Genomic DNA, 14,455 nt, shown 5'->3' with positions numbered 1-14,455 from the left:
CGGGTTCGGAGTCCCCGCCCGGAAGGAAACCGGCCATGAACCTGCTGCCGACCCCGACTGGCGCCACCTCCTGGACGAGATGGCCGACCCGGACACCACGCGGGCGTTCCGGCGCCTGGCCGAGACCGCGGCCTGACCTCAGCCCTTGACGGCTGCTGCGATCTGCGCGGCGGCCTGGGCGGGTGTGAGGTGCGTGGTGTCGACGACCTCGGCCTCGGCGTGCAGCCATGTGCGGGCCGCCTCGGCGTAGGGCTCGAGGTACCTGAGGCGGAACGGGGAGTCGGGGCCGAGGACCGTGTCCCCCGCGATCCGCCCGCGCAGGGTGTCCTGGTCGGCGTGGAGGACGAAGTGCCGTACCGGGATGGCGTGGTGGTCGAGGCCCGCGCTGATCTCGCGCCAGTACTCCTCGACCAGGACGGTCATAGGCATCACCAGGGTGCCGCCGGTGTAGTCGAGTACGCGGCGGGCGGTCTCGACGACGAGCGGCCGCCACGGTGGCCAGTGCTGGAAGTTGTCCGTCCCGGGCAGCCCCGGTGTGATGTCCATGAGTGTCTCGCCGACCTTCTCGGCGTCGAACACCCGTGAGTCCGGGAGCAGCCGCTGCACGAGTGCGCTGGTCGTTGTCTTGCCCGCACCATGGGTGCCGTTGATCCACACGATCATGGGACCTCACGCTAGTGGTTCACCGGTGTGGCCTAAAAAATCGAACACATGATTGAATTTGGCCATGCGAACGTTTCCCGACGACCTCGCCCAGGCGCAGCGGGAGTGGAGCGCCACCTACCGGCAACTGGCCGAGCGGCCCGGCCGCACGGAGCTGCGCCGGCGCCTGTACCGGCTGTCGGTCAAGGTGTTCTTCCACCCCTATTGGCAGCAGCGGCGCCCCGGCCCCGCCGCGTGGTGGGAACTGCGTGACCTGGGCCGTTCGGGCGGGGACGGTCATCGGTGGCATCGTCGATGACGAGCTGGGGTGCAGGGCCCGACTTCCCGGATGATCCTGAGGACATGTCCGCAGCGATACGCGTGACCGTGCATCCGCCGTCCGCCACAGGAGGCCGGCGCGTGCGCGTGGACGGCGAGATCCTCGGGCTGGCCCACAATGTGGCCGATGTGGCGGAGTTCCTCCGTCGAGCCGGGCTGGAGATCGACCCGTCGGATGTGGCGGAGGTGTCCTGGATCGACTGGCGCGGCGTGGGGCCGGAGCGCTGGGGCCCGGAGGCGGGCGGCTGACAGTGGCTTGCGGCGGGTCGCGGGGCAAGTTACTGGCGAGTTCGGTGGCTCGGTAAGATCCATTCCGACCATTGCAAGCCCTAACTGGGGGAACAGCTCATGACCAAGCGCTTCTCCGCCCTGGCCGTCTCCGCGGCCATCGTCGGCGGCCTCTTCATCACGTCGGTGCCCGCTCAGGCCGCCCCGTCCGCCAAGGCCGCCGTCACCTGCCACCCGAACCAGATGCGCCAGCAGATCGCCGACCTCAAGAACAAGGCCGCGAAGCTGAAGCAGCTAGGGGAGACCGCGGCGGCCAAGAGGACGCTCAACGAGGCGGCCGCCATCCAGAAGAAGCTCAACGCCTGCATCAAGGGTGACGACGAGGCCAGCAAGCCGTTCCCCGGCTAAGCCTCGGCCAAGCCTCCGGCTCCACGTGTGGCGCTGCCCGTCCGTTCCACGGATGGTCGGCGCCACGCGCTTTTCCATAGAGCTCGGCTGAGTCTTCCCGAGACCGCCGGCACCGCCGCACACCCCCGTTGACCGTGGCTGACTGCTCGATCTGGCACGGATCTGGCACGCGGACCCGACGCCACCTGCATTCGTCGAACGGCCGGCCTCTGCAACGTCCATCGACCCGCCACTCCAGGCCGGGGGCACTGAGGGGCCGTCATGGAGCGCACCTCGCCGCGGAGACGGGCATCCACGGCAGCCCGAATGTGACTGGAAACACAGGGCGGAAGGAATCCTGCCGTCCGGGCTCTCCGTCTTGCACGGTTGAACGGTCCGGGAGGTGCCGGACGCGCCGGGCCAGGAGTCGAGGTTTCAGTGACACAGACAGCAATGAGCGAACCCATGGCCGATGTGCGGGACATGTATATGGCGCACCGGATGTTCCGCCGGGAGTTCCGTCTTCTTCCGCAGCTCGTGCGTGACGTCAGGCCCGGTGACACCGAGCGGGCCTCGCTCGTCGCGGACCACGCGGACAAGATATGCGCGATCCTCGACGCCCACCACGAGGGTGAGGACGAGGTGATCTGGCCGCTTCTGCTCGCGCGCGGCGGTGAGCGGAGCGCGGCGATCGTGCCGGTCATGGAGAAGCAGCACCATGGCATCCACGAGGCGCTGACGACAGTTTCCTCGCTCTTCCCGGCCTGGCGTGCCACCGCGCGGGGAGGCGAGGAACTCGCCGCCGGCACCGATGCACTGGTCGACAGGCTGGTCGAGCACATGGCCATGGAGGAGGCGGAGATCCTCCCCTTGGCCAAGCAGTACGTGACAGCCACGGAATGGGCGCAGTTCGGCGAGCACGCCTTCTCGACCGTTCCGAAGAAGACCCTCGCCCTCGGCTTCGGCATGGTCATGTACGAGGGTGACGCCGAGGTGATCAAGGAAGTCCTCTCGAACGCGCCCTTCGTGCCCCGACTCGTGATGCCGCGTCTCGGCCCCCGCCTCTACGCCTCACACGCCAAGCGGGTGTACGGCACGGCCACTCCGCCTCGTCTCGGGAAGTGACGCGCTCAGCCGCACGGTACGGGCGAGCGCTCTGCGTCAGCGGGCCCTTCCCACGTTGAAGGCGACCCGGTTCCCCGTCAGCCGTCCGCACCGACGCGGCCCCACCGCGGCACGGCTGCCTGCCATCTCGGCCGGCGGTAGCTCCGAACACCGACTTCCACATCTGGAAGCAGCCACCGTGCTCCTGATCCTCGGCGTCCCGGACGTCGTGATCGACTCGATCACGGGTTGGGAGCCCGGGGGAGCGGCCCGGATGCGCGCTCGCCACGTGCATGTGACGGGGACCATGCTCCGCAAGGTCGCGCAGCAGGTCGGCGATGCGCTGTGGGAGCTCCCGGAAACCAACTGAGACGGAAACTGAGACGGACAACGTCGAAGGGCCCCACCGCGAACGGTGGGGCCCTTCGACTTCGTGCCCGGTGAGGCACTGGCGGAGGATACGAGATTCGAACTCGTGAGGGGTTGCCCCCAACACGCTTTCCAAGCGTGCGCCCTAGGCCTCTAGGCGAATCCTCCGCCGCAAACAATACAAGACGTTGAGGAGTGCTCGCGAACTCGTTCCCCACCGCTGACATCGGGTACTCTCTGGGAAGCCCCTCACGCGGCGCTATCTGACTGAACTCCCCCAGGGCCGGAAGGCAGCAAGGGTAGGTTGGCTCTGGCGGGTGCGTGGGGGGCCCTTGCGTTCCCGGGGGCTTGGACCGCCGGGGCCGGGTTGTCAGTGGGCGCCTATAACCTCGTATGCGTGTCGTCTCTCGCGCTGTACCGCCGCTATCGCCCGGAGTCGTTCGCCGAGGTCATCGGGCAGGAGCATGTCACCGACCCGTTGCAGCAGGCGCTGCGGAACAACCGGGTCAATCACGCGTACCTGTTCAGCGGTCCGCGCGGTTGCGGCAAGACGACCAGCGCGCGGATCCTCGCGCGGTGCCTGAACTGTGAGCAGGGTCCTACGCCAACCCCCTGCGGCGAGTGCCAGTCCTGCCAGGACCTCGCTCGCAACGGCCCCGGGTCCATCGACGTCATCGAGATCGACGCCGCGTCGCACGGTGGTGTGGACGACGCCCGTGAGCTGCGGGAAAAGGCCTTCTTCGGCCCGGCGAGCAGTCGCTACAAGATCTACATCATCGACGAGGCCCACATGGTCACGTCGGCCGGCTTCAACGCACTGCTGAAGGTCGTCGAGGAGCCGCCGGAGCATCTGAAGTTCATCTTCGCCACGACCGAGCCCGAGAAGGTCATCGGGACCATCCGCTCCCGGACCCACCACTACCCCTTCCGCCTCGTCCCGCCGGGCACCCTGCGGGACTACCTCGGCGATGTGTGCGGCCGGGAGAACATCCCCGTCGAGGACGGCGTGCTGCCGCTCGTCGTGCGCTCGGGCGCGGGATCCGTGCGTGACTCCATGTCCGTCATGGACCAGCTGCTCGCCGGAGCGAGGGAAGAGGGTGTGACGTATGCCATGGCCACCTCCCTGCTCGGGTACACGGACGGCTCGCTTCTCGACTCCGTCGTGGAGGCGTTCGCCACCGGCGACGGCGCCGCCGCCTTCGAGGTCGTGGACCGCGTCATCGAGGGGGGCAACGATCCCCGGCGGTTCGTCACCGACCTGCTCGAGCGGCTGCGGGACCTCGTCATCCTCGCCGCCGTGCCGGACGCCACGGAGAAGGGGCTCATCGACGCCCCGTCCGATGTCCTGGAGCGCATGCAGGCCCAGGCCGGCATCTTCGGCGCCGCCGAACTGAGCCGCGCCGCCGACCTCGTCAACGAGGGGCTGACCGAGATGCGGGGGGCCAACTCGCCCCGGCTGCAGCTCGAGCTGATCTGCGCGCGCGTGATGCTGCCCGCGGCGTACGGGGACGAGCGTTCCGTGATGGCCCGCCTCGACCGACTGGAGCGGGGCGTCAACTTCTCCGCGGGCGGCGGCGCCGGCATGCCCGCGATGGGGTACGTGCCCGGCCCCGACGCCCACGCGGGAGCGGGAGCCGCGCCGGTCCCACCGGGTGGCGGTCCCGCCGCGGCCCGGGCTGCCGTACGGGCGTCGGGAGGGCCGGGGCAGACACCCGCGGCCGGTCCCGGTGCCCCGTCGGGCGGTACGTCCGCCCCGGACCCGGCAGGGCAGGGTGCGCCCACGGGGCAGACCCTGCCCGCACCCGCAGCCCCGAGCGAGGCGCCGCAGAGCGGCCCCCGACCTCAGCCCTCCCAGGCTCCGCCCACCCCTGAGCCCGCACCCGAACCATCCACGCCCACTCCCGCCCCGGCGGCAGCCACCCCTCAGGCCCCTTCCGCCCCTGCCCCCGGCGCCTGGCCCACCGCGGCCCCCGCAGGCGGCGGCCGACGCCCCGGCGGCTGGCCCACGGCAACCCCTGCGGGCGGCGGCACACAGCCCCCGGCCCCGGCGGGCGGCACCCCGGCACCCGCACCGCAGCAGCCCCAGGCACCCGCACCGGCGCCCACACCCGCCCCCACCGCAGGCGCGGCCCCCGCCTACACACCCCCGAGCAGCGGCGTCGACCCCCGCATGCTCTGGCCGAACATCCTGGAGGCGGTCAAGAACCGCCGCCGCTTCACCTGGATCCTGCTCAGCCAGAACGCCCAGGTGGCAGGGTTCGACGGCACCACCCTCCAACTCGGTTTCGTCAACGCCGGCGCGCGCGACAACTTCGCGAGCAGCGGCAGCGAGGACGTCCTGCGCCAGGCGCTGGCCGAGCAGTTCAACGTCCAGTGGAAGATCGAGGCCGTCGTCGACCCGTCGGGCGGCGGCTCGGCTCCCCCGCCGGGCGGCTCCCCGGGCTTCGGCGGAGGCGGCGGCAGCTACGGCTCGGGCGGCGGTGGCAACAGCGGCTACGGCGGTGGCGGTGCGTCCGCCCAGCGCCCGGCCCCTCCCCAGCCCACGCCCACGGCGCCCACCCCGCCCCCGACTGCCTCCGCGTCGGCCGCCGCCCCGACCCCGGCGCCCGAGCCCTCGTACGCCCCGGAACCGCGTCCGCCGGTGAACATCGAGGACGACATCCCCGAGGACGACGACCCCGACCTCAACGAGTCGGCGCTCTCCGGCCGTGAACTGATCGTGCGGGAACTGGGGGCGACCGTGGTGGAGGAGTTCACGAACGAGTAGCGGGGCACGGCGCCTTGGAGGAACGTACAGGTCACGAACCCCCGGCCCCTCGTCACCCCGCACAAAAACCCCGTTAGGCTGACCCACGTGAAGGTCCTCGTCATCGGAAGCGGCGCCCGCGAACACGCCCTGTGCCACTCCCTGTCCCTCGACCCCGACGTCACCGCGCTGCACTGCGCCCCCGGCAACGCCGGCATCGCCGAGGTCGCCGAACTGCACCAGGTCGACGCCCTGGACGGCACGGCCGTGTCCGCACTGGCGGAACGGCTCGGTGCCGAGCTCGTGGTCGTCGGGCCGGAGGCACCGCTCGTCGCCGGGGTCGCCGACGCCGTCCGCGCGGCGGGCATCCCCGTCTTCGGTCCCTCCGGGGAGGCCGCGCAGATCGAGGGCTCCAAGGCGTTCGCCAAGGACGTGATGGCGGCGGCCGGCGTCCCGACCGCCCGCTCCTACGTCTGCACGACGCCCGCCGAGGTCGACGAGGCGCTCGACGCCTTCGGCGCCCCGTACGTGGTCAAGGACGACGGCCTCGCCGCCGGCAAGGGCGTCGTCGTGACCGCCGACATCGAGGCGGCCCGGACGCACGCGAACTCCTGCGAGCGCGTCGTCATCGAGGAGTACCTCGACGGCCCCGAGGTCTCCCTCTTCGCCATCACCGACGGCGAGACGGTGCTCCCGCTGCAGCCCGCCCAGGACTTCAAGCGGGCGCTCGACGGGGACGAGGGCCCGAACACCGGCGGCATGGGCGCGTACTCCCCGCTCCCGTGGGCCGACCCGAAGCTGGTCGACGAGGTCATGGAGACGGTCCTCCAGCCGACCGTCGACGCGATGCGCCGCCGCGGCACCCCGTTCTCCGGCCTGCTCTACGCCGGTCTCGCGATCACCTCCCGCGGGGTCCGGGTCATCGAGTTCAACGCCCGCTTCGGCGACCCCGAGACCCAGGTCGTCCTGGCCCGCCTGAAGACCCCGCTGGCCGGTGTCCTGCTGGGCGCCGCCAAGGGGGAACTCGCCGACCTGGAGCCTCTGCGCTGGAGCGACGACGCCGCGGTCACCGTGGTCGTCGCCTCGCACAACTACCCCGGCACCCCGCGCACCGGCGACCCGATCACCGGCCTCGACGAGGTGGCCGCCGAGGACGCCCCGCACGCGTACGTCCTGCACGCCGGTACCAAGCAGGACGGCGACTCGGTCCTGAGCGCCGGCGGCCGCGTCCTGTCCGTGACGGCCACCGGCAAGGACCTCACCCAGGCCCGCGAGCGCGCGTACCGGGCCGTGGCCCGCGTCCGGCTCGACGGCTCCCAGCACCGTACGGACATCGCTGCGAAGGCGGCGACGGGCGAATAGCCACCCCGAGCGCCCCACCCGGATAAACCCCGAAGGCCCCGAATCCGTCTCAGGATTCGGGGCCTGATCCATGCCGGGACCAGGGCCCGCCACCGTCCGGGACCAGGTCGCGCCACCTGCCGTGATCAGGGGCCTGATCCTCGCTGTCCGTCATCCACCTTTCCCCAAAGCCATTCCATCGAGTGACCGATGCCCCATCCGGCTGACGTGGGCCGAAGCCCCAACTAGGGTGCGGCGCAAGCGTTCCGGCACTTGGCCCACCGGCATTGCGATGTCAGTGGTGGGTGCCACAGTGGGGGAGTGAGCAAAGCCAGGACAGTTCGGACAGCCAGGGCAGCGCGGAGGGGGTGAGGTCCGGCCGTGACCGGTATGGGTGTGGAGATGGGTGCGCAGGCCGCGCGTGCCCGGGCCCTCGCGGTGCTGCGCATCCGCAGCCGCGCGCTGGCCGTCGCCCTGCTGCCCGCGGCGGTCGCCGTGGTGCTGCTCGCCGGCGTCTCCACGGGCCACTTCGTCGGCCCGGGCTGGCATGCCGCCCGCTGGGTCATCACCCCCGTCGCCGTCCTCGTCCTGCTCGCCGCCGCCGCGATCGCGCTGGTGGTCGCCCGCTCCCGCCCCGCCGTCAGTCCCACGGTGCCGATCGGCGAGGATCAGGCCCCGGACCTGTACCGGCTGGTGCGCGACCTCGCCGACCGCCTCGACGTCCCCGCCCCGTCCGCGATAGCGCTCACGCCGGACTGCGACAGCTGGCTGGAGGACCGCACCCACCCGTCCCACGGCCCGCCGCCCCCGGCGGAGGACCGCGACGAGGACGGTCTCAACGGCCTGCGCGGCGGAAGCCCGCGCGGCCCCCACCGCCGTACGCCGGCCGCTCCTGTCCTCGTCATCGGCTCCCCGTTCCTGTGGTGGATGCGGGTCGGCGAGCTGCGAGCGGTCCTCGCCCCGGTCGTCGCCGGTACGGGACCCTCGGCGCACCCGGACATAGCCCAGGCCCGGCGCTTCGTCCGGGGCCTGGACGCCGCTGTGGCCGTCGCCTCGACGCGCGGCCGTTGCCCTGGGTCGCGGGCGGTGTGCGCGGGCATCGGGTGGGTCGCCCGGGTGCTGCTGCGCAGTTGCCGGGACCACGCGACCGAGATGGAGCGGGGCGTGGCCGCCGCGGCCGCCGAGCGTGCACAGGCTGTGGATTACGGACTGCGGATCGTCGCGCAGGAACAGGTCGGGCTGGCGTACGCGGGCTGGGACCGGCTGCTGACGCGGGTCGCGCTGCCCGCCTGGCGGATGGGCCGCTGGCCGTCCCGCCTGGACGCGGGCGTCGTCGCCGCGCTCACCGAACTCTCCCGCCGGGACCGGCTGGCCGAGGGCTTCGCCTCCCGCCTGGGCGAGCGCCCCGCCTGTGACCTGCTCGAAGAGCCCGGCGCGGTCGACGAGGCCGCCTCACTCCTCGCCGCCCGCCTCTTCCACGGCGGGCCCGCCGAGCCCGGACCCGACTGGTCCCCGGTGGGCTGGCAGGAGTACCCGGAGGAAGTCGTCGACCGCAAATGGCGCACCGACGCGGCCCGCCTCCACCGCGTCCTCGACGCCCTCGGCGTCCGCCCCACCACCGAGGGCCCGGAAACCGACGGCCCCACCCTGGCCCGAGTCCTGGACCACCTGACGACCCCGGGCCCCACCGCGGCGTACCTCCACGACACGGGCCACCTTGAGCCATCCGGCGCCCAGAACCGGACGGCGGCGCCGGAACCCGGCTTCGGCCGGCCCACGGACCCGCACGCCGCCACCGCCCCGGCCTCCGACGCGCCTGCCGACTGTGATCAGGCCGCCGAGACGGACACGGCCTTCGGCCAGGTTGCCGACGCGGACGACTGTCACCACCGGGCTCCCGGTGCGACCGTCGGCCGCGGTGGGGACGTCGAGGCGGACGCCGGCCGCGGTCAGGCTGCCGACCCCCACCTCGGCCCCGACCAACCCCCCGCCACCGGCGACCAGGCCCTCAACGCCCACACCACTCCCACCCAGCCCCCCACCACAACCCCCAAGCCCCCCAAACCCCCCTACGCCTCCATGGCCGACGACCACCCCACCGATGACCAGGAGACCGAGCGCAGCTCCGCCCTCGCCGCAGGCATCACCGCCGAGTTGGCCCGTGAGGAGGCCGCGGCGCCGCCGGAGCGGACAGCGTCCCCGGACCCCGGTACGACCCTTCTGGACATCGACGCGCTCCCCCTCTTCCCGCTGCAACCGCCCCGCACCTCACGCGAGTTGCTCACGGAGCATGTGACGGCGATGGTGTGCTGCGCCGCGATGGACACCGCCGGCGCCGTGCCGGGGCTGGACTGGCTCGACGGCCCCACGCTCCTCATCAACGGCGAACGGGCCGCCGATCTGGCCCCCAGGGTCCTCAGCCTCATCGAGGACGGCGACCCGACGCCCCTGCGGGTCTGGCTCGTGGAGTCGGGGATACGCCCGGAGAAGCCGGTTCGCCTGGTCTGACGGCGGCCGTGCCCGCCGTACGCGGTCGGAACCCCCGGTTCCACTTTCGGCCAATTCGCAACGAATAGTGACAGGATGCGTGCGGAATGTGATGTGCTGGGACCGATAGCGCACATGGCAAGGGCTTACGACATACGACAGCCACAAAAAGCCCATGTCGCACGACAGAAACCGCAAGCCATCGCAAACAACCGCCTGCAACACAGGGGCACTTGCAGCAGACGCGCACCACACCACACGACGCTCGATGCACAACCACGGGGGAACGAGGGAGGGGTAGGGCATGGGGTCGGAGCAGATCCGCCGCTGGGAGTCGGGCGCACTGGCGCACGCCGTGACGGACCCCTTCGGCCAGGGCCCGGTCCCCTGGCTGCGCGGCAACGTGACGTACTTCGACGACACCGGCCAGGTCGTCCCCTGGTACGTCGACGGCCAGGCCCACCCGCCGACGTCGGACACCCCGAGGGTCCCCGCACCCCGCAGCGCCGGCCCCCGCTCGGCCGACGACGTCCGCCGCCAGATCAAGGGCTTCATCTCCACCGGCGCGGTCGCCCCCGGCGAGGCCGTCGACTTCCACATCACCGTCGACCCGCCGCAGGAATTCGCCGTCGACATCTACCGCATCGGCCACTACGGCGGTGACGGCGCCGCGAAGATCACCACCAGCCCCCGTCTCTCCGGCATCGTCCAGCCGCCCCCGCTCACCGCCGACCGCACGGTCTCCTGCCACCACTGGTGGCTGTCCTGGCGCCTGCAGATCCCGTCGTACTGGAGCATCGGCGCGTATGTGGCCGTCCTGACCACCGCCGACGGCTACCGCTCCCACATCCCGTTCACGGTCCGCGACAACCACCCGGCGGACCTGCTCCTGCTCCTGCCCGACGTGACCTGGCAGGCCTACAACCTCTACCCCGAGGACGGCCGTATCGGCGCCAGCCTCTACCACGCGTGGGACGAGGACGGCCGGCTGCTCGGCGAGGCCGACGCCGCCACGACCGTCTCCTTCGACCGCCCGTACGCGGGCGCGGGCCTGCCCCTGCACGTCGGCCACGCCTACGACTTCATCCGCTGGGCCGAGCGCTACGGCTACGACATCGCATACGCCGACGCCCGCGACCTGCACGCAGGACACGTCGACCCCACCCGTTACCGAGGCCTGGTCTTCCCCGGCCACGACGAGTACTGGTCGACGAACATGCGCCGCACCGTGGAGCTCGCCCGCGAGAACGGCACATCCCTCGTCTTCCTCTCCGCCAACTCCATGTACTGGCAGGTGGAGTTGGGCCCGTCCCCGTCCGGCGTCCCGGACCGCCTCCTCACCTGCCGCAAGCGCAAGGGCCCCGGCCGCTCGGTCCTCTGGCGCGAGATCGACCGCCCCGAACAGGAGGTGATCGGCATCCAGTACGCGGGCCAGGTCCCGGAGCCGCACCCCCTGATCGTCCGCAACGCCGACCACTGGCTGTGGGAGGCGACCGGCGCCCACGAGGGCGACGAGATCAAGGACATGGTCGCGGGCGAGGCCGACCGCTACTTCCCGCGCACCCCGCTCCCCGAGCACGAGGAGCGCATCCTGCTCGCCCACTCCCCGTACGCCGACCGCGAAGGCGCCCTGCGCCACCAGGAGACGTCCCTCTACCGCGCCACCTCCGGCGCCCTGGTCTTCGCGTCCGGGACGTTCGCGTGGTCCCCGGCACTGGACCGCCCGGGCCACGTCGACGCCCGAGTCCAGCGCGCCACCGCCAACCTCCTGGACCGCATCTGCAAGCGTGACTGAGCCCACCCAGCACATCCCCAGTCGCTCACCCAGCACACCCCCAGTCCAAGGTCAGCGCCCCGTACGGGACAATCGACCCATTGGACAGAACCACGGGGAGGAACCGTGTCCGGATTCGTAGAAAAGCCCGAGCCGATCCAGGTTCCGGGCCTGGTGCACCTGCACACCGGCAAGGTGCGCGAGCTGTACCAGAACGAGGCCGGTGACCTCGTGATGGTCGCCAGCGACCGTATGTCCGCCTATGACTGGGTGCTGCCGACCGAGATCCCCGACAAGGGCCGCATTCTCACGCAGCTCTCCCTGTGGTGGTTCGACCAGCTCGCCGACCTGGTCCCCAACCACGTGCTGGGCACCGGTGTGCCCGAGGGCGCCCCCGCCGACTGGGAGGGCCGCACGCTCGTCTGCAAGTCCCTCCAGATGGTGCCGGTGGAGGCCGTGGCCCGCGGCTACCTCACGGGCTCCGGCCTGCTGGAGTACAACGAGTCCCGCACGGTCTGCGGCCTCGCCCTCCCCGAGGGCCTCGTCGACGGCAGCGAACTCCCCGCCCCGATCTTCACCCCGGCGACCAAGGCCGCGGTCGGCGAGCACGACGAGAACGTCTCCTACGAGGAGGTCGCCCGCCAGGTCGGCGCCGACACCGCCGCCCAGCTGCGCCAGGCGACCCTCGCCGTCTACTCCCGCGGCCGGGACATCGCCCGCGACCGCGGCATCATCCTCGCGGACACCAAGTTCGAGTTCGGGTTCGACGGGGAGACGCTGATCATCGCCGACGAGGTCCTCACCCCGGACTCGTCCCGCTTCTGGCCGGCCGACCAGTGGGAGCCGGGCCGTGCGCAGCCGTCGTACGACAAGCAGTTCGTGCGCGACTGGCTGACCTCGCCGGCCTCCGGCTGGGACCGCAAGAGCGAGCAGCCCCCGCCGCCGCTGCCGCAGGAGGTCGTGGACGCGACCCGGGCGAAGTACGTGGAGGCGTACGAGCGCCTGACGGGCATGAGCTGGGCGTAACGCGAAAGGCCCCCGGAGAACCGGGGGCCTTTCGAAACTGAGCGAACGACGAGGTTCGAACTCGCGACCTCAACCTTGGCAAGGTTGCGCTCTACCAACTGAGCTACGTTCGCATGCGCCGTGGCGCGAGAACCACTATACCCAACCCCGCTCCCGCGCGAGACGCACCGCCGCGTGCCGGTTTTCCGCCCCGAGCTTGGAGACGGCGGAGGACAGATAGTTCCGCACGGTCCCCTGCGACAGCGCGGCCCGCTCCGCGATCTCCGCGACGGGCGCCCCGTCGGCGGCGAGTTCCAGCACCTCGGCCTCCCGGGCCGTCAGCGGCGAGTCCCCGGCGGCGATGGCGTCGGCGGCCAACTCCGGGTCGACGTAACGGTTACCGGCGTGCACGGTCCGGATGATCTCCGCAAGCCGCTGGGCGCTGACGGTCTTCGGGACGAACCCGCGCACACCCGCCGCAAGGGCCCGCTTCAGATGCCCGGGCCGCCCGTGACTGGTCACGATCAGCACCCGGCACCTGGGCAGTTCGGCCCGCAGCGATGTGGCGACCTTCACACCGTCCGCGCCGGGCATCTGGAGATCGAGGACGGCCACGTCCGGCTCGTGCGCCCGTGCCATCGCCAGCGCCTCAGGACCGGTCGCCGCCTCGGCGACGATCACCAGGTCGTCCTCCAGGGACAGCAGGGTGGCGAGCGCTCCCCGGATCAGATGCTCGTCGTCGGCGAGGAGCAGTCGTACGGGCCCTGCCGGGCGGCCGGTGGCCCGGTCGCTCCGCAGGACGGTCATACGGCGACCTCCCGCACGCCGGCCGCCGCCAGCGGCACCTCGGCCACCAGCCGGAACACCGCCTCGCCCACGTGACCGGCGTTCAGCGTCCCGTCCACCGCGGCCAGCCGCTCCCGCAGTCCGGCGAGCCCGGAGCCCCCACCCCCGTCGGAGGCTCCGGCAGCCCCGTCGTTCTCCACCGTCAACACCACGCGTCCCTCGCTCACCGTTACCCCCACCGAGCACCGCCCGGCATTCCCGTGCCGCAGCACATTGGTGGTCGCCTCCCGGACCACCCAGGCCAGCGCCGACTGCACCTCGACGGGCAGCCCCGCCGTCCCGCCGGTCACCCGGCACTCGATCCCGGCCGCCTTCAACACCCCCTGCGCACCGGCCAGCTCGACCTCCAGGTCGACCTCCCGATAACCGCGTACGACGTCCCGCACCTCGCGCTGCGACTCACCCGCGATCCGCTGCACCTCGATCATCTGCTCCACGGCCTCGGGCCGCCCGCGCCGGGCGAGCTGCACGGCGAGTTCGCTCTTCAGGGCGATGACCGACAGATTCCGCCCCATGACGTCGTGCAGATCCCGCCCGAACCGCAGCCGTTCCTCGGCGACGGCGAGCCGGGCCCGGGTCTCGCGGGCCTCGTCGAGTTCGTAGACCGCTTTGAGGAGCCAGACGGAGAACACCGCGATGAAGGCGAACAAACCGCTGCCGAGCAGCGTGATCAGGGTGATGACCAGCGCGGCGAAGGCGGACCCGCTGATCAGGAGCACGAAGAGTCCCGCACCCGCTGCGAAACCCGCGACGACGGCGGAGACCCGCCTGCGGCTGTGCACCCCCAGCGCCATGATGCCCACCCCGAAGAACACGACGGCGCCGAACACGCTGCCCGCCGCGGAGTCGACGCCGTCACCCTTCGGGCCGTACTCGACCACGGCGAGACCGGTGGCGGCGACCGCCGCGGTGACGGCGCCGAGCGTCCAGACCAGCCGTACGGGCGGCTCACGCCGATCGCACACCCAGTCCAGTGCCCGCGACACGACCAGGGAGCTGACCGCCGCGTGCGCGCACACCATGAGCAGCAACCAGCCGCCCAGCTCGGACGACATCTCGCCGATGACCGGCAGCGCGACCGACACGACCTCCATCACCGCGAAGAAGTGGAAGGAGCACCTCGTGTACGTCTCCACCTTCGCCGGTGTGCTCTTGCCCCGCCACCACGTTCCCGGCCCGCGCATGCG

12 protein-coding genes, 2 tRNA genes, 1 other RNA gene and 1 pseudogene are annotated in these 14,455 nt (G+C 71.8%); 11 read left to right on the top strand and 5 right to left on the bottom strand.

Annotation, left to right across the window (positions count from 1 at the left end; translation table 11 throughout):
* Positions 1-138: 138 nt before the first annotated feature.
* The gene (locus tag ACWGDB_RS04980) at positions 139-663 is read right to left on the bottom strand and encodes an ATP-binding protein (RefSeq protein WP_453821134.1); all 525 of its coding nucleotides are present in this window, start codon (positions 661-663) and stop codon (positions 139-141) included.
* 64 nt (positions 664-727) lie between these two features.
* Here ACWGDB_RS04980 and ACWGDB_RS04975 point away from each other — a divergent pair, with 64 nt between their 5' ends.
* The 5 genes and pseudogenes from ACWGDB_RS04975 to ACWGDB_RS04955 all read left to right on the top strand — a co-directional run.
* On the top strand, positions 728-961 hold the full coding sequence (locus tag ACWGDB_RS04975) for a hypothetical protein (protein ID WP_383608030.1): 234 nt from the start codon (positions 728-730) through the stop codon (positions 959-961).
* A 44-nt stretch (positions 962-1,005) separates the two neighbouring features.
* Positions 1,006-1,230 (top strand): hypothetical protein, encoded by a 225-nt coding sequence (locus ACWGDB_RS04970; protein WP_453821133.1) that lies wholly within the window; start codon positions 1,006-1,008, stop codon positions 1,228-1,230.
* A gap of 99 nt (positions 1,231-1,329) precedes the next feature.
* Complete coding sequence (locus ACWGDB_RS04965) at positions 1,330-1,617, top strand: hypothetical protein (protein WP_453821132.1); 288 nt, start codon at positions 1,330-1,332, stop codon at positions 1,615-1,617.
* A 432-nt stretch (positions 1,618-2,049) separates the two neighbouring features.
* The gene (locus ACWGDB_RS04960; protein ID WP_451167728.1) at positions 2,050-2,721 is read left to right on the top strand and encodes a hemerythrin domain-containing protein; all 672 of its coding nucleotides are present in this window, start codon (positions 2,050-2,052) and stop codon (positions 2,719-2,721) included.
* Between the two features lie 169 nt (positions 2,722-2,890).
* Positions 2,891-3,070: pseudogene (locus ACWGDB_RS04955) on the top strand (site-specific integrase); the annotation flags it as partial.
* Positions 3,071-3,149: 79 nt separating this feature from the next.
* Here the strand turns inward: ACWGDB_RS04955 and ACWGDB_RS04950 are convergent.
* Positions 3,150-3,237, bottom strand: a tRNA-Ser gene (locus ACWGDB_RS04950).
* Between the two features lie 73 nt (positions 3,238-3,310).
* Here ACWGDB_RS04950 and ffs point away from each other — a divergent pair.
* The 6 genes from ffs (at position 3,311) to ACWGDB_RS04920 (ending at position 12,443) form a co-directional block, all read left to right on the top strand.
* Positions 3,311-3,405, top strand: an RNA gene (gene ffs, locus ACWGDB_RS04945) — signal recognition particle sRNA small type.
* 61 nt (positions 3,406-3,466) lie between these two features.
* Positions 3,467-5,836: a DNA polymerase III subunit gamma and tau gene (locus ACWGDB_RS04940; protein WP_453821131.1), complete on the top strand. Its 2,370-nt coding sequence runs from the start codon at positions 3,467-3,469 to the stop codon at positions 5,834-5,836.
* 87 nt (positions 5,837-5,923) lie between these two features.
* Positions 5,924-7,177, top strand: coding sequence for a phosphoribosylamine--glycine ligase (gene purD, locus ACWGDB_RS04935; protein WP_453821130.1), 1,254 nt, complete (start codon positions 5,924-5,926; stop codon positions 7,175-7,177).
* Between the two features lie 360 nt (positions 7,178-7,537).
* Complete coding sequence (locus tag ACWGDB_RS04930) at positions 7,538-9,664, top strand: hypothetical protein (protein WP_453821129.1); 2,127 nt, start codon at positions 7,538-7,540, stop codon at positions 9,662-9,664.
* A 283-nt stretch (positions 9,665-9,947) separates the two neighbouring features.
* Entirely contained in the window at positions 9,948-11,438 is a 1,491-nt protein-coding gene (locus tag ACWGDB_RS04925) for a N,N-dimethylformamidase beta subunit family domain-containing protein (RefSeq protein WP_383608016.1), read from the top strand.
* A 105-nt stretch (positions 11,439-11,543) separates the two neighbouring features.
* Positions 11,544-12,443 carry a phosphoribosylaminoimidazolesuccinocarboxamide synthase gene (locus ACWGDB_RS04920; RefSeq protein WP_453821128.1) on the top strand — a complete coding sequence of 300 codons (900 nt, stop codon included), beginning with the start codon at positions 11,544-11,546 and terminating at the stop codon, positions 12,441-12,443.
* Between the two features lie 40 nt (positions 12,444-12,483).
* On the opposite strand, the gene ACWGDB_RS04915 is transcribed toward ACWGDB_RS04920, so the two are convergent.
* The 3 genes from ACWGDB_RS04915 to ACWGDB_RS04905 all read right to left on the bottom strand — a co-directional run bounded on the left by ACWGDB_RS04915 (position 12,484) and on the right by ACWGDB_RS04905 (position 14,452).
* Positions 12,484-12,556 (bottom strand) — tRNA-Gly (locus ACWGDB_RS04915).
* Between the two features lie 22 nt (positions 12,557-12,578).
* Entirely contained in the window at positions 12,579-13,229 is a 651-nt protein-coding gene (locus ACWGDB_RS04910) for a response regulator (RefSeq protein ID WP_453821127.1), read from the bottom strand.
* A complete protein-coding gene (locus tag ACWGDB_RS04905) occupies positions 13,226-14,452 on the bottom strand; it encodes a sensor histidine kinase (RefSeq protein WP_453821126.1) in 1,227 nt (408 codons plus the stop codon). Before ACWGDB_RS04905 ends, ACWGDB_RS04910 begins: the two co-directional genes overlap by 4 nt.
* Between the last annotated feature and the right edge of the window lie 3 nt (positions 14,453-14,455).

It is taken from the genome of Streptomyces sp. NPDC055013 (assembly GCF_053608645.1).
The sequence above is the reverse complement of the archived record's forward strand: the minus strand, read 5'-3'. Positions and strand labels throughout refer to the sequence as shown.

Bases quoted from the DNA above. Each gene is read 5' to 3' on its own strand.
- ACWGDB_RS04980 (WP_453821134.1), bottom strand. From the start codon at position 663: ATGATCGTGTGGATCAACGGCACCCATGGTGCGGGCAAGACAACGACC.
- ACWGDB_RS04965 (WP_453821132.1), top strand. From the start codon at position 1,330: ATGACCAAGCGCTTCTCCGCCCTGGCCGTCTCCGCGGCCATCGTCGGC.
- ACWGDB_RS04925 (WP_383608016.1), top strand. From the start codon at position 9,948: ATGGGGTCGGAGCAGATCCGCCGCTGGGAGTCGGGCGCACTGGCGCAC.
- ACWGDB_RS04960 (WP_451167728.1), top strand. From the start codon at position 2,050: ATGAGCGAACCCATGGCCGATGTGCGGGACATGTATATGGCGCACCGG.
- ACWGDB_RS04910 (WP_453821127.1), bottom strand. From the start codon at position 13,229: ATGACCGTCCTGCGGAGCGACCGGGCCACCGGCCGCCCGGCAGGGCCC.
- ACWGDB_RS04975 (WP_383608030.1), top strand. From the start codon at position 728: ATGCGAACGTTTCCCGACGACCTCGCCCAGGCGCAGCGGGAGTGGAGC.
- ACWGDB_RS04970 (WP_453821133.1), top strand. From the start codon at position 1,006: ATGTCCGCAGCGATACGCGTGACCGTGCATCCGCCGTCCGCCACAGGA.
- ACWGDB_RS04905 (WP_453821126.1), bottom strand. From the start codon at position 14,452: ATGCGCGGGCCGGGAACGTGGTGGCGGGGCAAGAGCACACCGGCGAAG.